The sequence below is a fragment of the Micromonospora sp. NPDC047738 genome (assembly GCF_040642675.1).
In the GTDB taxonomy this organism is placed as follows: domain Bacteria; phylum Actinomycetota; class Actinomycetes; order Mycobacteriales; family Micromonosporaceae; genus Micromonospora.
Genome location: NZ_JBEYSO010000012.1, coordinates 159,790 through 182,451 on the forward strand (window position 1 = coordinate 159,790; position 22,662 = coordinate 182,451).

The following is a 22,662-nucleotide window of genomic DNA, read 5'->3' on the forward strand; positions in this document are numbered from 1 at the left end:
CGGCCGCGCGACGGGACCGGCGACGTCAGCACGGTCGGGACCGGTGCCCAGGCCACGGTAGGCAGCGCGGAGCCGACGCGGGCGGGCGTGCGAGAGTGTGGGCCGGGCGGAGGTCCAGCCGACCCCACCGCCTTTGACCAGGGAAGGCAGCCGCCGATGTTCAACACCGCACGCCTGCAGGTCGTCCTCGAGATCGCGCGGCACGGCACGATCGTCGCCGCGGCCGAGCAGCTGGGGCTGAGCCCGTCCGCGGTCTCCCACCAGCTCGCCACCCTGGAACAGGAGGCCGGGGTGGCGCTGGTGGACCGGGGGCCGCGGAGCCTGCGGCTCACCGTCGCGGGCCAGCGCCTGGCGGACTACGCGCAGCAGATCGCCGATCTGATGTCGGCGGCCCGCGACGAGCTGTCCGCGCACGGTGCGGGCCGCCGGGGACTGCTGCGGATCGGGTTCTTCGCCACCGCCGGCACGGAGCTGCTGCCGCGCGCGCTGTCGAGCTTCACCCGGGACCATCCGCAGGTGGAGCTGGCGCTGATCCTGGGTCAGCCGCACGAGCTGCTGCCCCGCCTGCAGCAGGGCGAGCTGGACCTGGTGGTGGTCTTCGACCATCCGCTGAGTCCGGCCCAGGAGTTGCCGTACGCGAGGGTCGAGCCGCTGATGGTGGACCCGCAGCTGGTGGTGCTCCCGGCCGAGCATCCGCTCGCCGGCCGGCGGCGGCTGCAGCTGGGCGACCTTGCGGCCGAGCCGTGGATCACCACCCTGGGCGTGCAGGGTGAGGTGTCGGTGCTGGAGCTGGCGGCGCGGGCCGAGGGGTTCGCGCCGCGGATCCGGTGCCGCAGCGACCACTACGAGGTGGTGCTGGGCCTGGTGCGGGCCGGGGTCGGGGTGGCGCTGGTGCCGTCGCTGGGGCTGCGTAACCCGGGTGCGGTGGCGGTGCGGCAGCTCGCCCACGCCAGCCTGCATCGGGAGATCGGGGTGGCGTTGCGCCCCGGCAACCCCAATCCGGTGGTCGGCAGGTTCGTCGAGCGGTTGACCGACGCGGCGGTGGAGCTGAGTCAGGAGCTGTCGGGGCGGTGGGGCCCGGCGAGCCGGTCGACGGCCGTGCCCCAGCGCCGTAGTTCGGCCATGGCGGCCCGTTCGGCCCCGGGCTCGAACGCGGCGATCACGGCGTAGATGACAGTATGCCGGCCGGCCACGATGCCGGTGTCGGCGCGTACGCCGGTGTCGGTGCCGGTCTTGTTCTCCACCCGGACCCCGTCGCTCGACCACGGGTCGTGGCCGATCGAGTCGGCGACCATCGTGCGGTCGGTGTTCCCGGCGAGCCAGCCGCGCAGCAGCCGACACGCCTGCGGGCCCTGCCAGGTCCCTGCCGCCACGTCGGTGAGGAAGGCGCAGAGCTCGCGGGCGGTGCCGCTGGCGAAGGTCTCCGGTACGTCCGGACCGCGCTCGGGGCGGATCCGGTCGTGCATGGTGGTGTGCCGTAGCCCAGCGCGGTGGGCCAGCTGCCGCACGGCGTCCAGCGTCACCAGCCGGAGCAGGGCGTTGGTGGCGGCGTTGTCGCTGACGGCGGCGACTGCCGTGGCCAGGTCGGCGACCGTCCAGTGTTGGGGTGACAGCTGGCCGATCAGGCCGGTGCCGCCGACTTCCCGGTCGTCGTCGCGCAGCTCGACGGGCTGGGTCGGGCTGAGGGTGCCGTCGGCGAGCCGCCGGGCCACCTCGCCGAGGAGCAGCACCTTGCCGACGCTGGCCAGCGGCAGGACCAGGTCGGGCTCGGCCGAGAGGGTGTGGCCGTCGTCCAGCCGCCGCACCATCGCACCGACCCGCACCGCCGGGCCGCCGCCGGCCGCGCTCACGGCCGCCCCAGCCCAGCTCGATCCGGTACGGCCAGCACCCGGCCCGGTCGGGCGTCGGTGACCGTATCGCCGTCCACGACGACCTGCCCGCCGACCACCACGCACCGCACCCCGTGCGGCGGCGCCAGCGGCTCGTCGTAGGTGGCGCCGTCGGCGATCCGCTGCGGGTCGAGGACCACCAGGTCCGCGGTGTACCCGTTGGCGAGCAGCCCGCGGTCCGGCAGGCCGAAGCGGCGGGCGGGCATTGCCGTCATCTTGTGCACCGCCTCGGCCAGCTCCAGCAGTCCCACGTCGCGCACGTAGTGGCCGAGCACGCGGGCGAAGCTGCCCGCCCACCGTGGGTGGGGCCGGCCCCCCTTCGGTACGCCGTCGGAGCACAGCATGGTCAGCGGGCTGGCCAGCACCCGGCGTACGTCGTCCTCGTGCATGGAGTGGCTGAGGATGGTGACGTCGCCGCGTTCGGCGGCGAGCAGGTCGCAGGCGTAGTCGACCGGGTCGACGCCGTGCGCGGCGGCCAGGTCGGCGATGGTCTGGCCCTGGGTGTCGGGGTTGTTCGGGGCGGACGCGACGCGGATCAGGTCCCAGCCGCCGTTGCCGACGGTGTTCTCCCAGCCGGGCACCCCGGCGACCAGATCGTGGCGGATCCGGTCGCGGACCGCCGGCTCGGCTGCGGCGGCGAGCATCGCCGGTACCCCGTCGGCGATCAGCCACGGCGGCAGCATCGCGTGCAGGGCGGTACTGCCGGCGGTGTAGGGGTAGACGTCGCAGGTGACGTCCAGCCCCTCGGTGCGGGCCCGCTCCAGTCGGGCGAGGGTGCGGACGGTGGCCCCCCAGGCGCGCCGCCCTGCCGTCTTGTGGTGCGAGACCTGCAGCGCCGACCCGGCGGCGGTGGCGATCTCGATCGCTTCCTCGAGGGCGGACTCGACCTGGGACATCTCGTCACGCAGGTGTGTCACGTACGGCTTGCCGTGCGCGGCAGCCACCCGGGCCAGGGCGATGACCTCGTCGGTGCTGGCGTTGACGCCCGGGGAGTAGATCAGACCGGTGGACAGGCCGGCCGCGCCCGCGGCGAGCGCCTCGTCGAGCAGCTCGCACATCCGCCGGGTTTCCTCGGGCGTAGCGTGCCGCTGGGCGAAGCCGACCACCGCGGCGCGCAGCGTGCCGTGCCCGACGAGGGCGGCGAGATGGTTGCGCCGGGCCACGCCCTGCGCGCGGGCGAACTCGGCGAACGACGCGTACGCCGAGGCGGGCGGGCCGAAGGTCGCGGCGATCAGCTCCCGCACGGGCCCGTCGCGGTCGGGCGGGATCGGGAAGGGGCTGATCCCGCAGTTGCCGCAGATCTCGGTGGTGACGCCCTGGCGCAGCGGCGCCTGCCGCAGCACCTCGCGCTGCTGGTCGTCGCCGGCGAGCAGGTCGGAGTGGGTGTGCACGTCGATGAAGCCCGGCGTGACGACCAGCCCGGTCGCGTCGACCACCTCGGCGGCGGTGGCGCGGCTGCCCGGTGGCAGCAGCACGATCCGCCCGTCCCGCGCGCCCACGTCGGCGGGTCGGCCCAGCGAGCCGGTGCCGTCGATCAGGGTGGCGCCGGTGATCAGCAGGTCGAGCCGCGCCATCAGAGCACCTTCGACAGGAAGGCGCGGGTACGGTCGTGGCGCGGCGCGGCGAGCACCTCGCGGGGTGGCCCCTGTTCGACGATCAGACCCTCGTCCATGAAGATGAGGTGATCGCCGACCTCGCGGGCGAAGCCCATCTCGTGGGTCACCACGATCATGGTCATGCCGCTGGCCGCGAGGTCTTTCATCACCTCCAGCACCTCGCCGACCAGTTCCGGGTCGAGCGCCGAGGTCGGCTCGTCGAAGAGCATCAGCTTCGGCGACATGGCCAGCGAGCGGGCGATGGCCACCCGCTGCTGCTGCCCGCCGGAGAGCTGGGCCGGGTAGTGGTGGGCGCGGTCGGCCAGCCCGACCCGGTCGAGCAGGTCGGCGGCGCGCCGTCGGGCGTCGGCCGACGGGACGCCCTTGACCGCGACCAGGCCCTCCATCACGTTCTCCAGGGCGGTGCGGTGCGGAAACAGGTGGAAGCGCTGGAAGACCATGCCGATCGACTCGCGCTGCCGGCGCAGTCGCACGTCCGGCAGCGGCCGCAGCCGACCGCCGCGCTCGGAGTACCCGATCAGTTCGCCGTCGACGTAGATCCGGCCCGCCTGCGGTTCCTCGAGGTGGTTGAGGCAGCGCAGCAGGGTGGACTTGCCGGAGCCGGACGGCCCGACCACGCAGACCACCCGGCCGCGTTCGATGGTCAGGTCGATGCCGCGCAGCACCTCCAGGCGGCCGAAGCTCTTGCGCAGTGACCGGCACTGCACCATCGGCGGGGTCATCGCGCGCTCCCCGTGGGGCGCAGGTTACGGGCGATCCGTCCCCGCAGGGTGCCCGGGGTGGTGGCGCCGAAGCCGCGGCTGAACCGGCGTTCCAGGAAGTACTGGCCGATGCTGGCGACGGTGGTCAGCACCAGGTACCAGATGGACGCGACGATCAGCAGGGCGATCACCTCGAAGTTGGTCAGGTAGAGCCGTTGGGCGACGGTGAGCAGGTCGGCGCCGGCGATGACCGAGACGAGCGAGGTGGTCTTCAGCATGGAGATGAACTGGTTGCCGGTCGGCGGGACGATGATCCGCATCGCCTGGGGCAGCACGACCCGCTTCATGATCTTCATGCGGGACATGCCCAACGCCGCGGCGGCCTCCTGCTGGCCGGGATCGACCGCGCGCAGGCCGGCTCGGACGATCTCGCTCATGTAGGCGCCCTCGTTGATGCTCAGCCCGAGCAGCGCCGCCACGAAGCCGGTGACCAGCGTGTTGGTCTCCCAGGTCACCAGCTTCGGGCCGCCGAACGGCACACCCAGCCCGATCTCGGGGAAGATCAGCGCGATGTTGAACCAGAAGATCAGCTGCACCAGCAGGGGCGTGCCGCGGAAGAACCAGACGTAGGCCATGGCGCCGGTGCGCAGGATGCGGCTGTCGGAGACCTGCATCAGCGCGACGATGACGCCGAGCGCCACGCCGATCGCCATGGCGGAGACGGTGAGCTGGATGGTGACCCAGAGCCCGTCCAGGATGACCCGGTCGAGCTGGTACTTGACGACGATGTCCCAGTGCAGGTTCGGGTTGACCGCGATGGTCCAGGCCAGCCAGACCAGGACCAGGACGGTCACCCCGGCGGCCAACCAGCGCCCGGGCCGCAGCGGGTGACTGATCCGGTTCGCCTCCGGCGTCTCCGGGCCGGCGGGCGTGGCCTGGCCTGGGCCTGCGGCGGTCGCGTCCACCGGTGTGCTCACTTCTGGTCGTTGACCGTCGCGGCCTTGACGGCGCTGCCCTGCACGCCCCACTTCTCGAGGAGCTTGGTGTAGTCGCCCGAGTCGATCAGCTCCTGGAGCGCCTTGTGCACGGCGTCGCGCAGCTGGCTGTCCTTCTTGTCGATCGCGATGCCCCACGGGCCGGCCTCGTACTGGGCCTCCAGGACGTCGTACTTGCCGCTCTGCTGGGCCAGCATCTTGGCCACCGGGTAGTCGACGATGGTGGCCACGGCGCGTCCGGCGTCGATCTGCAGCAGGCCGGTCGGGGCGTCCTCGCTCTGCGAGATGGTCATCTTCTTGGCGCACGAGGTGTTCTGCTTCTCGCCGATGGCGAGGTTGGAGCTGCCCTTGGCGAGCACGACGGCCCGGCCGCACAGGTCCGCCAGGTCCTTCACCCCGGCCGGGTTGCCCTTGGCCACCATGATCGAGCCGCCGGCCTGGAAGTAGTCGACGAAGTCGACAGCCTTGCGGCGTTCCTCGGTGTCGCTCATCGAGGACATTGCCAGGTCCCAGCGGTCGGCCTGCAGGCCGGGGATCAGGCCGGGGAAGCTGGCGTTGGTCATCTCCAGTTTGAGGCCGAGCCGCCCGGCGATCGCCGCGGCCAGGTCCGGGTCGACGCCGGTGAGTTCCTGGGTCCCGTCCTTGTACATCTCCATCGGCGGGTAGCCCTCGGCGGTGGCGACCCGGAGGACGCCCTTCTCCTTGACGGCTGCGGGGACCAGATCGGCGGCCTTGGCGTCGGCGGCGACCGAGGCGCCGCCGGCGCCCTGCGGGGTCTGACCGCTGGTCGAGCGTCCGCAGCCGGTGACGGCGAGCGAGAGTGTGGCGAGACCGACGACGATGCGCAGCGCACGCTTGCTGACCATCGGAAACCTCCTGGCTGAGACGACTGGCGGGACCCTATCCGGGATCAGCCAGCATGAACAGCCCGAATGCTTTGCAGGGTGAGCATCGTCATTTTCGATGCTCGATGTTCGTGGCCCCCCAGGGCGCCGAGCCGGCACCGATCATTGCCGAAGCGTTTCGGTATGTGCTTCGATCCTGGGCCAACAGCCGCCGGCCCGGATCAGCTCCCGGCTGACGCGCCAGCGGGCGGCCGTGCGGTGGAGCCGGAAGGGGGAAGGCACCGTGACCGAGTACGCCGACCTGGTCATCACCGGCGCCGACGTCTACACCGTCGACGCCGCCCGCAGCTGGTCCGACGCCGTCGCCGTACGCGGTGACCGGATCGTCGCGGTCGGCTCCGAGCCCGTGTCCGAGCTCGTCGGCCCGCGGACCAGGGTGGTCGAGGCGGCGGGCGGCATGGTGCTGCCGGGCTTCCAGGACGCCCACATCCACGCGCCCTTCGCCGGGCGCAACCGGCTCCGGGTCTGGCTCAACGACCTCGCCGGCCGGCACGCGTACCTGGACCGGATCGCGCGCTACGCGGCCGACAACCCCGACCAGCCCTGGATCATCGGGGGCGGCTGGGCGATGGAGCACTTCCCCGGCGGCACCCCGCGCAAGGAAGACCTGGACGAGATCGTGCCGGACCGCCCGGTCTTCCTGTTCAACCGGGACGTGCACGGCGCCTGGGTCAACTCCACAGCCCTCAAGATCGCCGGCATCACCAGGGACACCCCGGACCCCGATGACGGGCGGATCGAACGCGACCCGGTCACCGGTGAGCCGACCGGCACACTGCACGAGGGCGCGGCGTACAGCTTCAACGACCGGCACGTGCCGCTGCCGGGGCGCGCGGAGTGGGAGGAGGCCATCCTCAACGCCCAGGAGCACCTGCACTCGTTGGGCATCACCGGATGGCAGGACGCTTGGGTGACGCCGGGGACCCTGGCGGCGTACCGCTCGCTCGCCGCGTCCGGCCGGCTCGCGGCCCGGGTCGTCGGCGCCCTGTGGTGGGACCGGCACCGCGGCCTCGACCAGATCCCCGAGTTCCTCGCCCAGCGGGAGTCCGCCAGGGGTGGCAGCTTCCGCCCGACCACGGTCAAGATCATGACTGACGGGGTGCTGGAGAACTACACCGGCGCGCTGCTCGAGCCGTACTGCGACGGCTGCGGCGGCCACACCGACAACCACGGCCTGGCGTACGTCGAGGCCGAGCTGCTCGCCGCCGCGGTGACCGAACTGGACCGGCTCGACTTCCAGGTGCACCTGCACGCGATCGGCGACCGCGCCGTACGCAACGCCCTCGACGCCGTCGCGGCCGCCCGCACGGCCAACGGACACCGCGACAACCGGCACCACATCGCCCATCTGCAACTCGTCCACCGGCAGGACGTGCCGCGTTTCCGGCAGTTGAGGGTCACCGCGAACTGCCAGGCCTACTGGGCGCAGATGGAACCGCAGATGGAGGAACTCACGGTGCCGTTCCTCGGCCGGGAGCGGGCGGACCTGCAATATCCCTTCGGTGATCTGCTGCGCTCCGGCGCCACCCTGGCCATGGGCAGCGACTGGTCGGTGACGACGGCGAATCCGCTCGAGGAGATCGAGGTCGCCGTCACCCGGATCGACCCGGAGCACCGCGACAACGCGCCGTTCCTCCCGGAGCAGGCGCTGCCGCTGTCGGTCGCCCTCGCGGCGTTCACCGCTGGCTCGGCGTACGTCAACCACGACGCCGACGGCGGCACTATCGCGGTCGGCAAGCGCGCGGACCTGGCCGTGCTCGACCGCAACCTGTTCGCCGCCGGCGCAGGGCTACCGGCCGACGCGCGCGTCACCCACACGATCGCGGGTGGCGCCGTCGTCTACGAATCGGCATGAGGCCTAGGATCTTTGGTCGCCAGCAGCCGAGTACCCCTGGAACCTGCTCCCGAATGAACGGACTATCAACCGCCATGCCGGCGTCTTGAGGGTTTCCAGATCCGGGGCTACGACCGGTTCGCGGCCTGGCGCGCCCACGCCGTAGATCTGCGGCGCGATGGCATCGGTGAGGACGTTGTCAAAATGGAACGATCCCTCGAATCCGAGCCATACCACGCTGTCGCCCGCGGCGCACGCGACGCCCAGGCAGTGAACCAGGTACGCGTCGAGGTCGGCCGGCAGCTCGTCGAAGACCAGGTCGTATTCGGTGACCCAGGCGTACGGAAAGGAATCCGGGTCATCCCGTTCGAGCAGGTACGTCTGCACCTCGGCCGGCGCCGTGCCGCCGAACTCGAAGTTCGGCGGCATGGTCGGAGCACCCGGCACGAAGACGCTGACGACCGGCTGGGCGGCGAACCGCAGCCCGGATGCCAGGTCAGCAGCCACTGATTTCCCAGAGCTTCAAATCTGCGGAGGTTACGACGGACGGACGGGACACGCAGTCGACCCTATCCGGCCGACGCGCGTCACCCACACCATCGCCGCCGGCACCGTCGTCCACGGAGGCGGTTGTTGATCTGCACACTGGAGGCAAAAGTCCCATTTGAGCACGGCAGCGGGTTCGTGGGCTTCTGCCGTCTGTCGGAAAAAGATGGACGGAGCTCCACCGTCTGTAGGAAACCTTGATTTTCATTGGCAAAGTTGCATCTTTTCATTGCATCGGCGGGGGCGCGCACGCCAAGATCGCCGAAAGGCAGAGGTGGTCCGCTCCCCGAGCCTCACCGGTGCTCAGCTGCGCCTCGCTCGGTGGACAGTGGATCCACGAGAGGAGTACGCGTGCAGGTAAACAAGATCTCGACGATCCTCCGATCCCGAAGCGCGCTGGCCGCCGCCGTGACGGCCGCGCTGGCCGGTTCGATCCTCACCGCCCCACCCGTCTCCGCCGCCGCTCCAGAGGGACCGGGGCAGGGCAGCTGCAAGATCGCCGACAGCCCCTCCTGGTCGGGCTGGAGCAACCACCAGCAGGTGGGCGAGCAGCTCGCGCAAATCGAGCGCACCAGCGGCGGCCGGGTGGACGTCGACGTGGTCGGGCGCACCCAGCAGGGCCGGGAGCTGTGGGCGGCCCGGGTGGGCACCGGCGACAAGGTGCTGCTGGTCACCAGCGCGATCCACGGCAACGAGCGGACCGGCACGGAGGCGCTGCTCGCGATCCTCAAGCGCCTGGGCAGCAGCGGTGACGCGCAGACCCGGAAGATCCTCAGCGAGATCACCTTCGTCGCGATGCCCATGGTCAACCCCGACGGTGGCGAGCTCAACCGCCGGATGAACGTGCGGTCCTGGGACGAGACGCTGGCGGAGTTCCCGCAGCTGGCCGGGGCGTCGCGCGCCTGGTACCACCGGCTCAGCGGAGACGGCATCGACCTGCCCGGCTACGACCTCAACCGCGACTTCAACCCCGACCTCAACTACGTGCCGCGCGCCGCCGACCTGCCGGGCCGCGACACCGACGCCGGGTTCTTCCTCTCCCCCGAGTCGCGCGCCATCCGCGACGTCTACGTCGGACTGCGGGCGGAGAAGGGCGCGGTCGACGCGTACGTCGACCTGCACCACATGGGACCGTGCGACCGGCTCACCGGCGGTACGCAGGACGGCAACCTCATCTCCGTCTCGCTCGACTACCCGCCGCTCGGGGTGCAGGACGGCGCCAAGTACAAGGCGGCGTGGCCGGCGCTCGACCAGGACAAGTCCCGCCGCTACGCGCTCACCGTCGCCAACGGCATGAAGGCGCAGTACGGCGACCAGTCCAAGCTCGCGGCCGTGGGCCGGTACTTCCACCCCGACGCGCGGGAGTACGCGGGTCAGGGCCGCTCGGCGTTCGCCCTCAACGGCACCGGCACGGTGCTGTTCGAGGTCCGCGGCCAGCAGGACGACCTGGGCCAGAAGCAGCACGGCATGCTCGTGAAGAGCGTGCAGACCGGCGTGGAGTCGCTGCTCGGTGGCCTCGCTGACGGCACCGTCGACCGGGTCGACGGCGACGACTTCTTCGACCTGCCCGACTACGGCTGGGACACCACGAACGACTGACGATCGACGAGGCAGCCGCGGGGACATCCTGTTCCCGCGGCTGCTCCGTCTCCTCGCCCCTACCCGCCGTTAGGGAGCCGTAGGTTGAAGATCACGCGGGTGGCTGCCCCTCGTCGTGCGGGACGGTGACGGTGACGGTGCAGCCGACCGGTCGTCCGATCTCGTCGTGGCCGGCGTAGGTCAGGTGGTAGACGCGGTCCCCGCCGTTGCCGGCCCGTTCGGCCCGCAGCTTGCCGCTTGTGGCGGGCGTGCCGGTGGTGAAGCCGCTGACGTCCGTGGCGTCGCCGCCGGTCACGCCGGTCAGGGTGAACGCGTTCGGGCCGAGTACCCCGTCGCGCAGGTCGACGGCCACGGTGACGTCGATCAGCTCGTGGTTCGGCGGCCACAGGACCGGCCGGTCCACCGCGCAGTCCAGCTGCCGGACCGGCCATGGGTTGGCCAGGGTTGCGGTGGCGTGCCCGATGGTCGCGGTGAGCCGGCCGCCGGCCTCGTAGTACATGTGCGCGGTACGCCCGTCGAAGTAGAACGTCGGCGCGGCCGATCGGCCGAGGTCGGGTGCCGCGGACATCGAGTCGTGCACGATGCCGAGGTGAATCTCCTGGTCGAAGTCCTCCCCGACGTCCACCGCGTGCATGTTGCCGTCGGCGGCGTGGTAGATCACCAGATTGCGATCGTTCCAGCGGAGAAAGAACGGCCCCGAGGCGTTCGGGCCTTCAATGCCCTGCGGGGTCACGATCGGTTCGGGTTGCATGGTCCAGGTCCGTGCGTCGTTGGAGACCGCCCAGCGGATCCGCCGGGACACCGGCCCGGTCGGTCCGGGCGGCGCCGCGGTCGGATTGTCCATGAACAGCATCAGGTACCGCGTCCCCAGGCGGGGCACGGACTGCTCGAACACCCGGGCGTAGGAGGTCTCTCCGCCGGTGGTCTCGTTGCGGCTGACCGCGGTGCCGCCATAGTTGAAGTGGATGCCGTCGTCGGAGGTCGCGTACCGGGTGATGGAGTTCTCGCCGTGGAAGTAGAGGAACAGCTTGCGCTCGCCCTCGATCCACACCGCGTGCGGTGAGGAGATGTGGCTGACCGTGGCGTAGTGCGGCAGCCAGGTGTTGCTGATCAGCGGGTTGGCGTCGTACTCGGTCCACGGACCGTCGATCGAGTCGGAGTAGGCGAGGGAGATCCCGCCGGGCCGCTCGTGTGGGGCGTAGTAGAGGTAGTAGGTGCCGAGCGGGTGGGGGAAGTAGTCGGCGGCCCGGATGACGCTCGGGAAGATGAACTCGTTCGTCGGGTTGTAGGCGAGCTTGCTCTTGTCGAACGCGGTGCCCACGTAGGTGAACTGGGGGAAGTCGAGGCCAGGGTCGGCGGCGGCCGGCGCGGCGCCGGCCATGGCGGCGACGAGCAGGCCGGCGCCGGCGGCTGCCAGGACGGCGCGTCGGGACGAGGCGGGTGGTGGCGTCATGCGTCTTCCTGTTCTGTCGGATCGATCGCTTGGCTGTTCTCGACGGACGGCGGCGGGCGTGCGGGAGCGTCCGGCGGCAGCACGCGAGGCGCCGTCCCGTGCGTGGTGCTCCACGCCGGCCGCCGGCGGCATGCGGTAACTCTCAGTAAGACGACAGGGTTCGTCGACCGGTCGGAGTCCTCTCGGGCCGCCGAGCTAATACGTATTAGCATCTATGTTTCTCGAATGTTGCTCGCCTGGAAGGGCTCCTGTCAAGAGGCTGGCCCACCTCCTCCAGTTTCGCGCACCTTTCGCGCGCCCCAGGCGCCGTCCCGTCGAGATTCGTTCCCGCTAATGCGCATTACTCCAGGGAGTTCATCGGGCCGAAATCTCGACTCCACCTCTTGACACAGGCCAACCCACCCGCCAAGCTCCTTCCCAACGCCGAGCGCTAATACGCATTAGCCGCACCGGAAGGACTCGTCGTGTCCGCTCCCCCCAGACGCGTCACCCAACGTGACATCGCGCGGTTGGCCGGTGTCAGTCAGGCGACGGTGTCGTTGGTGCTGAACAACCGCACCGACGCCGAGGTCCGCATCGCCCCGGAGACCCGGGACCGCGTGTTGCGGGTCATCGCCGAGACCGGGTACGCCGCCGATCCCGTGGCCCGCCGCCTCGCCGCACGGTTCAACCGGATCATCGGCGTCTTCACGTACGAGCCCGCCTTCCCCAGCGGCAGCCGGGACTTCTTCCACCCGTTCCTGCTCGGCATCGAGGAGTACGCCGAGCGGGTGGGCTGCGACCTGCTGCTGTTCACCAGCGCACCCGTGGTGGACGGCCGGCGGCGCATCTTCCACCAGGACAACCGGCTGCGCCTGGCCGACGGATGCATCCTGCTCGGGCGCGAGATCGACGGCGCGGAACTGCACCGGCTCAACCGCGACGGATTTCCGTACGTCGCCGTGGGGCGCCGCAACGACGCCGGCGGACCGGTGCCCTACGTCGGCGCCGACTACGCGACGGCGGTGGCCCGGCTCGTCGAGCGGGCATTGCAGCACGGTCATCGGCGCCTGACGTACGTGAGCATGGGCATGAACGCCGAGTCCTCAGAGGATCGGCGCCGTGGTTTCGTCGCCGCCGCGACGACCGCGGAGAGCGCCCGCCAGGTGTCCACGGTGGCCGAGGAGGCCGACGCGTGCCTCGACGATCTCCTGGCCGACGGGACGACGGTGGCGTTCGTGGAGGACTTCGCCACGGCGGTGGCGCTGGAGTCGGCCGCCCGACGGCGGGGGCTGACCGTGCCGGGTGACCTGTCGATCGTGACCCTCGGCGACCCGACCGTCCCGGTCCCCACCGACATCGCGTTCACCGGGTTCCTCATCCCGCGGGAGGAGATGGGCCGGCAGGCGGTCGAGGTGCTGACCGGCGTCATCGACGGCAGCGCCGCCGGCCTGCAGCAGCGGCTTCTCCCCTGCGAGCTCGTCGAGGGCAACACCCTCGGCGCCCCTGATCCGGCGGTCCACCGCCGCTGAGCGGTGGGCCGCGCAACTGGAAGGAAGCAAGTGGTACAGATGCGTGCGGACGTCCTCGTCGTCGGGGGCGGACTGGGCGGGGTCGCCGCGGCGCTCGCCGCGGCGAGGGCCGGCCGGTCCGTCATCCTGACCGAGGAGTTCGACTGGCTCGGCGGGCAGCTCACCAGCCAGGCCGTCCCGCCGGACGAGCACTCCTGGATCGAGCAGTTCGGCGCCACCGCCAGCTACCGGGCCCTGCGCAACGGCATCCGCGACTACTACCGTCGCCACTACCCGCTGACGGAGCGGTCCCGGGCCTGGACCGACCTCAACCCGGGCGCCGGCTGGGTGAGCCGGCTCTGCCACGAGCCGCGGGTGGCCGTCGCCGTGCTCGAGGAGATGCTCGCGCCGTACCGGGGATCGGGGCGGCTGACCGTGCTCCAGCCGTACCGGCCGGTCGCCGCGGAGACCGACGGGGACCGGGTCACCGGTGTCACCCTGGCGCACCGGGACCGGGACGACCGGATCGACGTGGTCGCACCGTACATCCTGGACGCCACGGAGACCGGCGAGCTGCTGCCGCTGACGGGCACGGAGTACGTCACCGGGTTCGAGTCGCAGGCCGAGACCGGGGAGCCGAGCGCACCCGCCGAGGCGCAGCCGATGAACATGCAGGCCGTGTCGGTGTGCTTCGCCATCGACCACGTCGACGGTGATCAGACCATCGACCGGCCCGCGGGGTACGACTTCTGGCGCGACTACAAGCCCGACTTCTGGGGTGACCGGCTGCTGTCCTGGCGGTCGCCGCACCCGCGCACGCTGGAGATCGTCGAGCGCAGCTTCACCCCCAACCCTGACGACGACCCGCTGAGCGTCAACGCCGATCAGCGCGTGAACCCGGGTGACGGCAACCTGTGGACGTTCCGGCGGATCGCTGCCCGGCGCAACTTCACCGACGGGACGTACGGCAGCGACATCACGCTGGTCAACTGGCCGATGATCGACTACTTCGAGGGTCCGGTCATCGACGTGCCGAACGCGTCGTGGCACCTGGCCAAGGCCCGCGAGCTGTCGTACTCGGTGCTGTACTGGCTGCAGACGGAGGCGCCCCGGCCGGACGGCGGCACCGGCTTCCCCGGGCTGCGGCTGCGCGGCGACGTGACCGGCAGCCGGGACGGGTTGGCGCAGGCGCCCTACATCCGGGAGTCGCGCCGCATCCGGGCCGAGTACACGGTGGTGGAGCAGGACCTCTCCCTCGCGGTGCGGGGTGAGCACGGCGCGGTGCACTACTCCGACTCGATCGGCGTGGGGATGTACCGCATCGACCTGCACCCGTCGACCGGCGGTGACAACTACATCGACGTCGGCTCCTGCCCGTTCGAGATCCCGCTCGGTGCGCTGATCCCGCAGCGGATGGAGAACCTGCTGCCGGCGGGCAAGAACATCGGCACCACGCACATCACCAACGGCAGCTACCGGCTGCACCCGGTCGAGTGGAACGTCGGCGAGGTCGCCGGCCTGCTCGCCGATTTCTGTCTGACGCGGGGCGAGTCCCCGCGTGCGGTCCGCGGCACCCCCCGCCTGCTGGCCGAATTCACCGACCGCGTCTCGGCCGCCGGCGTGGAACGCCGCTGGCCGCAGATCGCGGGCTACTGACCCCCCGGTGAGGAGAAGATAGTGAAACGAGGAAAGGGTCTGGCTGTTGTCGCCGCCGCACTGGCCGGCGTCCTCGCCCTGTCCGCCTGTGGTGGCGGCGAGGCGAAGGACAAGGGCCCGGCCAGTCTGCGGATGACGATCTGGTCGGCCAACGAGGCGCACCTGAAGCTGTTCAACGAGATCGCCGACGAGTACCGCAAGAGCCACCCGAACGTCGCCGAGATCAAGTTCGATCCGCTGCCGTTCGACAACTACACCACCACGTTGACCACTCAGATCGCCGGCGGAAACGCGCCCGACCTGGCCTGGGTGTTCGAGAACTCCGCCCCCGACTTCGTGGCCTCCGGCGCGCTGCTGCCGCTGGACGACACGCTCAAGAAGGCCGAGGGCTACCAGTACGACGACCTCTCCCCCGCCACGCTGAAGCTCTGGCAGAACGGCGGCAAGCTGTACGCGTACCCGTTCTCCACCTCGCCGTTCGGCGTGTTCGTCAACACCGACCTGCTGAAGAAGGCCGGGCAGAAGACCCCGGCCGAGCTGATCGCGGCCGGGCAGTGGAACTGGGACAACGCCCTCGCGGCGGCTGGAGCGGTCAACGGCAAGACTGGCAAGGCCGGCCTGGTGATCCGGGACTTCGACTACAAGGGCTGGGACAACCTGTCCACCTTCTGGACCGGGTGGGGCGCCCAAGCATGGAGCGAGGACGGCAAGAGCTGCGGTTTCGCCAGCCCGGAGATGGTCGAGGCGATGACCACCCTGCACAAGGCCATCTTCACCACGAAGGCGCTGCCCGGTCCGGGCACCACCGCTGACTTCTTCGCCGGTGACGCCGCCATGACGATCACCCAGATCTCCCGCGCCTCGCTGCTGAAGGACGACGGCTTCGCCTGGGACCTGGTCCCCCTGCCCGCGGGCCCGAAGGGGCCGTACTCGGTGGTCGGTCAGGCCGGCATCGGGGTGATGAAGAAGAGCCCGCACGCCGACGTGGCCGCCGACTTCGTCGCCTTCCTGACCAACCCCACCAACTCGGCGAAGCTCGCCCAGTTCTTCCCGCCGCCGCGCCAGTCGCAACTGACCGCAGAGACCCTCGCGAAGACGAACCCGAAGCTCAAGCCGGAGCAGTTGCAGAAGGTCGTCATCGACGGCATCACCAACGGTGTGGTCAAGCCCAACCACGCCGGGCAGGCCGAGCTGAGCCAGCAGGTACGCGCCGGACTCGACCCGCTGTGGAAGCCCGACGCGGACGTCAAGGCCGTCCTCGACGGGGTCTGCACCAAGATCCAACCGCTGCTGGCGAAGTAGGCAACCGATCATGACCCAGACGGACACCAGGGTGGGCCCGGCCGCTGCCGGGCCCACCCCGGGCCCGGCCCGGCCGTTCTGGACCAGCCGCCGCCGGGACCAACTCACCGGTTACCTCTTCATCACCCCGCAACTGCTCGGCAGCGCCGTCTTCGTGATCCTGCCGCTGATCCTCGTGGTCTGGTACAGCCTCCACGAATGGAACGTGCTCGCCGGCACGTTCGACTTCGTCGGCACCGACAACTACGCGGCCCTCGCCGACGACCCCAACCTCGGCGCGGTGCTGCGGGCCACCGGGCTGTTCTCCATCGGGCTGGTGGTGCTCAACCTCGGCCTGGCGTTGCTGCTGGCCGTCCTGCTCAACCAGAAGCTGCGGGGCACGATCCTGTTCCGCACGCTGTTCTTCTCCCCCGTGGTGGTCTCGCTGGTGGCCTGGACAATCGTCTGGGGCTTCCTGCTGCAGGACAACGGCGGGATCAACGGCCTGCTCGACACGATCGGGGTGGACGGGCCGAACTGGCTGCGCGGCGAGGGCACGGCGATGCTGTCGGTGATCGTCGTGCAGGTGTTCAAGAACGTCGGCCTGAACATGGTGCTGTTCCTCGCCGCCCTGCAAGGCGTGCCGGCGGAGCTGTACGAGGCCGCGGAGGTGGACGGGGCGAGCCGGATGCGCCAGTTCTGGCGGATCACCGTGCCGCTGATCAGCCCGACGATCCTGCTCACGTCGATCATCACGGTGGTCGGGTCGCTGCAGGTCTTCGCGCAGATCGCGGTGCTCACCCAGGGCGGGCCCGGCACCTCAACCACGGTGCTCGTCTACTACCTCTACCAGCAGGCGTTCCAGTTCCACCACTTCGGCTACGGCGCGACGCTGTCGATCCTGTTGTTCGTCATCGTGCTCGCGCTGACCGTGCTGCAGTGGCAGATGCGCAAGAGGTGGGTCTTCCATGAGTCGTGACCTGTCGCGGCGGACCAAACTGGTGCTCTACGGGGTGCTGCTGGTCCTGGCGATCCCGTTCGTCTTCCCGACCTGGTGGATGGTCACCTCGTCGCTGAAGCCGGTGGCGGACATCTTCGCCTTCCCGCCGCAACTGCTGCCGATCAACCCACGGCTGGACGCCTACCGGCGGGTGTTCGAGTTGCAGCCGTTCGGGCAGCAGTACCTCAACAGCCTCTACATCGCGCTGCTGGTCACCGTCGGCACCCTCGCGGTGTCGGCGCTGGCCGGGTACGCCTTCGCGCGGATCCGGTTCCGCGGCCAGAACGTGTTGTTCCTGGTCGTCCTCGCGGGCCTGCTCATCCCCAGCGAGGTGACGATCGTGCCGCTGTTCCAGATGTTCTTCAAGCTGGGGCTGATCAACACGCACTGGCCGCTGATCCTGGTGCCGATCTTCGGCGCGCCGAGCGTGCTGGCGACGTTCATCATGCGGCAGTTCTTCATCAGCCTCCCCGGTGAGCTGGAGGAGGCGGCCCGGGTCGACGGGCTGGGCCGCTTCGCCACGTTCTGGCGGATCGCCCTGCCGCTGTCCCGGCCCGCACTCGGCGCGGTGGCGATCTTCACCTTCCTGCACAGCTGGAACCTGTACCTGGAGCCGATCGTGTTCCTCTCCTCGCCGGAGAAGTTCACCCTGCCGCAGGCGCTCACCCAGTTCGTCGACGCCTACGGCGGCCCGATGTGGGACGTCCAGTTGGCCGCGGCGTCGATGACGGCGCTGCCGGTGCTGGTGGTGTTCGTCATCGCGCAGAAGCAGTTCGTCGAGGGCCTCGCGCACACCGGCCTGAAGGGATGACGGCCCCGGTGGTCGGGGTCGACATCGGCGGCACCAAGACGGCCGCCGCGCTGGTCGGCCCCGGCGGGGAGGTGCTGGAGCGCCAGGAGGCGCCCACCCCGGCCCGGTCCGGGCCAGAGGCGGTGCTGGACGCCGCGGCGGGGCTGGCCGCCGGGCTGCTCGGCGCGGCCGGGTCCGGGCCGGTGGGGGTGGGCACCGCCGGCACGGTCGACCCGGCGACCGGCCGCATCCGGTACGCCACCGACAGCCTGCCCGGCTGGACCGGCACCCCGGTCGCCGACGCGCTGGCCGCGCGGCTCGGTCGTGAGGTGCGGGTCACCAACGACGTGAACGCCGCGGCGCTGGGCGAGTGCTGGGCCGGCGCCGGGCGGGGCCGGGCTCATGTGCTGCTGGTGGCTGCCGGCACCGGGCTGGGCGGGGCGGTCGTCCGCAACGGCCGCGTCGAGGTCGGGGCCCGCGGCGCCGCCGGCGAGGTCGCCCATCTGCCGGCTCCGGGCGCCGAACGGCTGCGGTGCGGGTGCGGCCGGTACGGGCACCTGGAGGCGATCGCCTCGGGCACCGGGCTGGCCGCCGCGTACGCCATCGAGACCGGCGACCGCGTCAGCGGACGGGCGGTGGCGGACCGCGCGGGGGCCGGGGACGCGGTCGCCCGGCAGGTCGTGGACCGGGCCGGCGCCGTGCTCGGCGCGGTGCTGGCGGGGTTGGTGGCCCTGCTCGACCCGGACGCCGTCCTGGTGGCCGGCGGGGCGGCCGGAGCGCTGCTGCCCGCCGCGTCGGCCGCCTACGCGGCGGAACTGCCCGCGGGCTGGGCCGACGTGCCGCTGCTGCCGGCCGCCCTGGCCGCCGACGCCGTCGTGGTCGGCGCGGCCCGGCTGGCCACGAACGCGTAGGAGTGAGCGGTGGCGGCGCGAGCCGTACCCACATCAACGGAAGGACCAGAGGGGTGAGTGTGCTCGACGACCTGGCCGGCGGGCTGGTGGTGTCCTGCCAGCCGCTGCCCGACGAGCCGGAGGACCCGATGCGGGACCCGTACGTCCAGGCCCGGGTGGCGGCCGCGGTGGTACGCGGCGGCGCGGTGGCGGTGCGGGTCAACGGGCCGGACGACGTCAAGGCGGTGCGCGCCGCGGTCGACGTGCCGGTGATCGGGTTGTACAAGCACGGCACGGCGGACGTGTTCATCACCCCGACGGCGGCGCACGCGCTCGAGGTGGCGCTGGCCGGGGCGGACATCGTCGCGGTCGACGCCACCGACCGTCCCCGACCGGACGGGCGCACCTTCGCCGACACCGTGCGGGCGGTCCGCGAACGGACCGACGCGCTCGTGCTGGCCGACGTCTCCACCACGGCCGAGGGCGTCGCCGCCGTCGAGGCGGGCGCGGACGCCGTCGCCACCACGCTGTCCGGCTACACCCCGGCCAGCCCACAGACTGACGGGCCCGATCTCGGGCTCGTGGCGCGACTCGTCGCACTGCTGCCGGTTCCGGTGATCGCCGAAGGGCGGTACCGGAGCACCGAGCAGATCGGCGCGGCGTTCGAGGCCGGTGCGCACGCGGTGGTGATGGGCAACGCCGTCACCTCACCGCTGTGGATCACCCGCCGGCTCGTGCCGGCCACCCCCCGCGCGGCGAGCGCTCCAGAGAAGTAGGGAGAGCAAGTGAAGAGACGTACCCTCCTGGCCACCGGCATGGCCGGGCTGGCCACCGCGGCCATCGGCCGGCCGGCGTTCGCCGAGCCCGCGGACCGGCAGCTGACCGTGGCGCTGGTGCCGTTGGACGACCGGCCGGTCAACACCTACTGCCCCCAGATGACCGCGGCGAGCGCCGGCGCGCAGGTGCTACTGCCGCCTCGGGAACTGCTGGGCCGCTTCTTCACCCCTGGCGACGGGGCCGCCATCGCCCGTTGGCTCGGCACCGTCGACGGCGTCGACGGGTACGTGATCTCGGTCAGCATGCTCGCCTACGGCGGTCTGATCGCCTCCCGGACCGCCGCCCCGACGCTGGCTGCCGCCCTGGAGAACCTGGCCGCGATCCGGAACCTGCGCGCGACGCGGCCGGGGGCGGTGATCGAGGTGCACGACACCATCCAGCGGCTGGCCATCACCAGCACGGGCACGGAGCTGGACAAGTACCGCGACCGGCTGGTCGAGTGGGCGAAGCTCTACGACCAGGTGGTCAACCTCGGGCAGGAGGAGCTGCGGTCTCGGCTCGACGCCGTACGGGCGCAGATCCCGGACCAGGTCGTCGAGGACTACCTCGCCGCGCGGGCCCGCAACCACCAGGTCAACCGGTTGATGGTGGAGTGGGTCGCCGACGGCACGATCAGTCATCTCGTGCTGTCGGAGGACGACACCGCGCCGGTCGGTCTGGCCCGGGCGGAGCGGGTGGAGCTGGAGGCGTTGGTGGCCCGGCTCGGCGTCGGGGACCGGGTGGAGATCTTCCCCGGCGCGGACGAGGTCGACGCGCTGCTGGTCGCCCGGGTGATCGCCGCCGGCACGACGCCCAGCTACCGGCTGGAGTACGCCGGTGTCTCGGGTGAGGACTGGACCGCGCAGTTGGAGGGCATCCCGTTCGCGGAGAACATCCGCCGGCACGTTGCCGCCGTGGGTGGCCGGGTGGTCAGTGGCGACGCGGACATCGTGGTCGCCGTGAACACCCCCTCGGCGGCACCCGGGCAGCGTGCCGCCGATCTGGACGCCTTCGTCGGGCGGATCGGCGCCCTGCTGGCCGCCGGCACCCCGGTGATCGTGGTGGACCCGCTGATCGTGAACAAGGCCGACCACGAACTGGTCGCGCGGATGGAGAACGGTCTGGATCTCGCGGCGCTGCTGTCGTACTCGGGGTGGAACACCGGCGGCAACGCGCTCGGGCTGGCGCTCGGCCACGGCACCGCCCGCTGGGCGTGCCTGCGCTCCTCGGGCAGCGGTTACGGCGTGCCCGAGCTGCGCGGGCCCGGCCTGGCGCACGCCGAGTACCTGCTGTACCGGTTCGTCAAGGACGACCCGTGGAAGAACGTGGTGCAGGTCGAGGCGTACGCGCACGCGCGGGCGCAGGGCTGGGACCCGCTCGCGCTCACGCCTGAGCAGAAGAGCTACTTCGACGGCTGGGTACGGGAGCGGCTGGTGCCGCTGACCGAGCGGTACTTCACCGACCACTTCGCCGGGCACCGCGTCGTGCTGGGCCGGCGGGGCGCGAGGACGTTCACGGCGACCCTGGCGCGGTTCGAGTCGGCCCGGGTCGAGCTGCCGTGGGACCGGCTGTTCGAGGTGACCCTGGAGCCCCGGCTGCAGTTGTCCTGACCAGCACATCCGGTCGCGTCGGCAGGGGGACTGCCGGCGCGGCCGCGTGCCGGCGACCGGACGGTCCCGGCGTCGAACGCCAGGCACGGACCAGGGCTCACGGTTCCGTCTCCTACCCAGGTAGGAGGAACCGGCTCCGACCGCCGGCCGCGACCGGGGCTTCAGGTCGGGCGAAGTACGCAGGCCGGCGCACCAGCATCTGCAGGTATGACAACCACGATGCGCCGGGCGGCACACTGGCACCGCCCACTGATGCTCTTCGTCGCGGCGATGGCGGTGCTCGCCCTCGTCTCCGCGGTCGGCATCGTCGCCGACTCGCGGGTCCTCACCGGCGTGCCGATCTGGCTCAAGCCGTTCAAGTTCTCCGTGTCGTTCGTGCTGTACGGCACCACCCTGGCCTGGATGCTCTCCCTGCTGCCGCGGCGGAGCCGGGTCGCGGAGTGGGCCGGCACCGTCATCGTCGCGATGGGGGTGGTGGAGATGGCGATCATCGTCGGGCAGGTGCTGCGCGGCACGACCAGCCACTTCAACGGGACCACCCCGCTCAACGGCATCCTGTTCTCGCTGATGGGTGCCGCGATCATGGTGTTGTTCGTGGCGCACCTGGTCATCGGGATCGTGGTGCTGCGGCAGCCGATCGCGGACCGGGTCGGCAAGTACGCGGTCGGGCTGGGCCTCGGCCTGACCCTGCTCGGCATGCTGGTGGCGATCCCGATGGTGCTGCCCAGCCAGGAGCCGGGCATCGAGGGGATCTCCGGGGCGCACAGCGTGGGCGTGCCGGACGGCGGGCCCGGGCTGCCCCTGGTCGGCTGGAGCACCACCGGCGGGGACCTGCGGATCGGACACTTCGTGGGAATGCACGCGTTGCAGGCACTGCCGCTGCTGGCGATCCTGCTGCGCCGGTTCCTCGGGCGACTGGACGAGCGCACCCAGGTGCGGCTGCTGATGGTTGCGGGCGGCGCGTACGGTGCACTCACCATGCTGCTCACCTGGCAGGCCCTGCGCGGGCAGCCGCTGCTGCGGCCGGACGCGCTCACCCTGGCCGCCGTGGCGGCGCTGGTGGTCGCCACCGCAGCCGCCGCCGGCGCGGTCCTGGCCCGTCGGCACCGCGCGGAACTGGTGCTGGCGGCATGACCGGCACCCTGTTCGAGCTGACGTTCGCGGTGGCCGCGCCGTTCTGGGCGCTGATGATCCTCCTGCCCCGCTGGTCGTGGACCGCCCGGATCATCAGGTCACCGCTGATCGTGGCACCGGCCCTGCTGATCTACGCGGTCCTGGTGATCCCGGCGCTCGGGGACGTGCTGCCGGCGGTGGCGTCCCCGACCCTGGACGGCGTACGCGATCTGCTCGGCACCGACAACGGCGCGGCGGCGGCGTGGGCGCACATGATCGCGTTCGACCTGTTCGTCGGCCGGTGGGCGTGGCTCGACAGCCGGGAACGGGGGATGCCGGCGCTGGTCATGGCTCCGGTGCTGGTGCTGACGATCCTGCTCGGGCCGCTCGGCCTGGCCGCCTACCTCGCCGCCCGGGTCAGGTGGCCGCAGCCGGCGGCGATTCCGGTCGCCGAGCCGCAGCGCATAGGCTGAACGCC

The 22,662-nt window shown here is 71.4% G+C and carries 20 protein-coding genes; 13 read left to right on the forward strand and 7 right to left on the reverse strand.

What is annotated here, in order from left to right; genetic code table 11:
* Nucleotides 1-156: 156 nt before the first annotated feature.
* On the forward strand, nt 157-1,170 hold the full coding sequence (locus ABZ783_RS20695; RefSeq protein ID WP_357440588.1) for a LysR substrate-binding domain-containing protein: 1,014 nt from the start codon (nt 157-159) through the stop codon (nt 1,168-1,170).
* Here the strand turns inward: ABZ783_RS20695 and ABZ783_RS20700 are convergent.
* From ABZ783_RS20700 to ABZ783_RS20720, 5 genes are read right to left on the reverse strand one after another with little or no spacing between them, the layout of a single operon-like run.
* Nucleotides 1,053-1,850, reverse strand: coding sequence for a serine hydrolase (locus tag ABZ783_RS20700; protein WP_357440591.1), 798 nt, complete (start codon nt 1,848-1,850; stop codon nt 1,053-1,055). The two genes, ABZ783_RS20695 and ABZ783_RS20700, sit on opposite strands and share 118 nt — an antisense overlap.
* Nucleotides 1,847-3,463 (reverse strand): D-aminoacylase, encoded by a 1,617-nt coding sequence (locus ABZ783_RS20705; RefSeq protein ID WP_357440594.1) that lies wholly within the window; start codon nt 3,461-3,463, stop codon nt 1,847-1,849. The genes ABZ783_RS20700 and ABZ783_RS20705 overlap by 4 nt, the downstream gene beginning before the upstream one ends.
* A complete protein-coding gene (locus ABZ783_RS20710; RefSeq protein ID WP_357440597.1) occupies nt 3,463-4,227 on the reverse strand; it encodes an amino acid ABC transporter ATP-binding protein in 765 nt (254 codons plus the stop codon). Before ABZ783_RS20710 ends, ABZ783_RS20705 begins: the two co-directional genes overlap by 1 nt.
* Nucleotides 4,224-5,183 (reverse strand): amino acid ABC transporter permease, encoded by a 960-nt coding sequence (locus ABZ783_RS20715; RefSeq protein ID WP_357440599.1) that lies wholly within the window; start codon nt 5,181-5,183, stop codon nt 4,224-4,226. Before ABZ783_RS20715 ends, ABZ783_RS20710 begins: the two co-directional genes overlap by 4 nt.
* A complete protein-coding gene (locus ABZ783_RS20720; RefSeq protein WP_357440602.1) occupies nt 5,180-6,067 on the reverse strand; it encodes an ABC transporter substrate-binding protein in 888 nt (295 codons plus the stop codon). Before ABZ783_RS20720 ends, ABZ783_RS20715 begins: the two co-directional genes overlap by 4 nt.
* Before the next feature lie 262 nt (nt 6,068-6,329).
* Between ABZ783_RS20720 and ABZ783_RS20725 the strand changes: the two genes are divergently transcribed.
* On the forward strand, nt 6,330-7,961 hold the full coding sequence (locus ABZ783_RS20725; protein WP_357440605.1) for an amidohydrolase: 1,632 nt from the start codon (nt 6,330-6,332) through the stop codon (nt 7,959-7,961).
* Nucleotides 7,962-7,964: 3 nt separating this feature from the next.
* Here the strand turns inward: ABZ783_RS20725 and ABZ783_RS20730 are convergent, their stop codons facing one another.
* On the reverse strand, nt 7,965-8,369 hold the full coding sequence (locus ABZ783_RS20730) for a hypothetical protein (protein ID WP_357440608.1): 405 nt from the start codon (nt 8,367-8,369) through the stop codon (nt 7,965-7,967).
* A 468-nt stretch (nt 8,370-8,837) separates the two neighbouring features.
* Between ABZ783_RS20730 and ABZ783_RS20735 the strand changes: the two genes are divergently transcribed.
* Entirely contained in the window at nt 8,838-10,085 is a 1,248-nt protein-coding gene (locus ABZ783_RS20735; protein ID WP_357440610.1) for a M14 family zinc carboxypeptidase, read from the forward strand.
* A gap of 91 nt (nt 10,086-10,176) precedes the next feature.
* Here ABZ783_RS20735 and ABZ783_RS20740 read toward each other — a convergent pair whose 3' ends face one another.
* Nucleotides 10,177-11,538 (reverse strand): hypothetical protein, encoded by a 1,362-nt coding sequence (locus ABZ783_RS20740; protein WP_357440613.1) that lies wholly within the window; start codon nt 11,536-11,538, stop codon nt 10,177-10,179.
* A 464-nt stretch (nt 11,539-12,002) separates the two neighbouring features.
* Between ABZ783_RS20740 and ABZ783_RS20745 the strand changes: the two genes are divergently transcribed.
* The 10 genes from ABZ783_RS20745 to ABZ783_RS20790 all read left to right on the forward strand — a co-directional run bounded on the left by ABZ783_RS20745 (nt 12,003) and on the right by ABZ783_RS20790 (nt 22,657).
* A complete protein-coding gene (locus ABZ783_RS20745) occupies nt 12,003-13,049 on the forward strand; it encodes a LacI family DNA-binding transcriptional regulator (protein ID WP_357440616.1) in 1,047 nt (348 codons plus the stop codon).
* A 39-nt stretch (nt 13,050-13,088) separates the two neighbouring features.
* Entirely contained in the window at nt 13,089-14,684 is a 1,596-nt protein-coding gene (locus tag ABZ783_RS20750; protein WP_357440619.1) for an FAD-dependent oxidoreductase, read from the forward strand.
* A gap of 21 nt (nt 14,685-14,705) precedes the next feature.
* A complete protein-coding gene (locus ABZ783_RS20755) occupies nt 14,706-15,986 on the forward strand; it encodes a sugar ABC transporter substrate-binding protein (RefSeq protein WP_357440622.1) in 1,281 nt (426 codons plus the stop codon).
* A gap of 10 nt (nt 15,987-15,996) precedes the next feature.
* A complete protein-coding gene (locus tag ABZ783_RS20760) occupies nt 15,997-16,944 on the forward strand; it encodes a sugar ABC transporter permease (RefSeq protein ID WP_357440625.1) in 948 nt (315 codons plus the stop codon).
* On the forward strand, nt 16,934-17,776 hold the full coding sequence (locus ABZ783_RS20765) for a carbohydrate ABC transporter permease (protein ID WP_357440628.1): 843 nt from the start codon (nt 16,934-16,936) through the stop codon (nt 17,774-17,776). The genes ABZ783_RS20760 and ABZ783_RS20765 overlap by 11 nt, the downstream gene beginning before the upstream one ends.
* Entirely contained in the window at nt 17,773-18,666 is an 894-nt protein-coding gene (locus tag ABZ783_RS20770) for an ROK family protein (RefSeq protein WP_357440630.1), read from the forward strand. The genes ABZ783_RS20765 and ABZ783_RS20770 overlap by 4 nt, the downstream gene beginning before the upstream one ends.
* 53 nt (nt 18,667-18,719) lie before the next feature.
* The gene (locus ABZ783_RS20775; RefSeq protein WP_357440634.1) at nt 18,720-19,421 is read left to right on the forward strand and encodes a putative N-acetylmannosamine-6-phosphate 2-epimerase; all 702 of its coding nucleotides are present in this window, start codon (nt 18,720-18,722) and stop codon (nt 19,419-19,421) included.
* A 9-nt stretch (nt 19,422-19,430) separates the two neighbouring features.
* Nucleotides 19,431-21,071: a DUF4127 family protein gene (locus tag ABZ783_RS20780; RefSeq protein ID WP_357440637.1), complete on the forward strand. Its 1,641-nt coding sequence runs from the start codon at nt 19,431-19,433 to the stop codon at nt 21,069-21,071.
* Nucleotides 21,072-21,278: 207 nt separating this feature from the next.
* Nucleotides 21,279-22,205 (forward strand): hypothetical protein, encoded by a 927-nt coding sequence (locus ABZ783_RS20785; RefSeq protein WP_357440639.1) that lies wholly within the window; start codon nt 21,279-21,281, stop codon nt 22,203-22,205.
* Nucleotides 22,202-22,657, forward strand: coding sequence for an ABA4-like family protein (locus ABZ783_RS20790; protein WP_357440642.1), 456 nt, complete (start codon nt 22,202-22,204; stop codon nt 22,655-22,657). Before ABZ783_RS20785 ends, ABZ783_RS20790 begins: the two co-directional genes overlap by 4 nt.
* Nucleotides 22,658-22,662 lie beyond the last annotated feature (5 nt).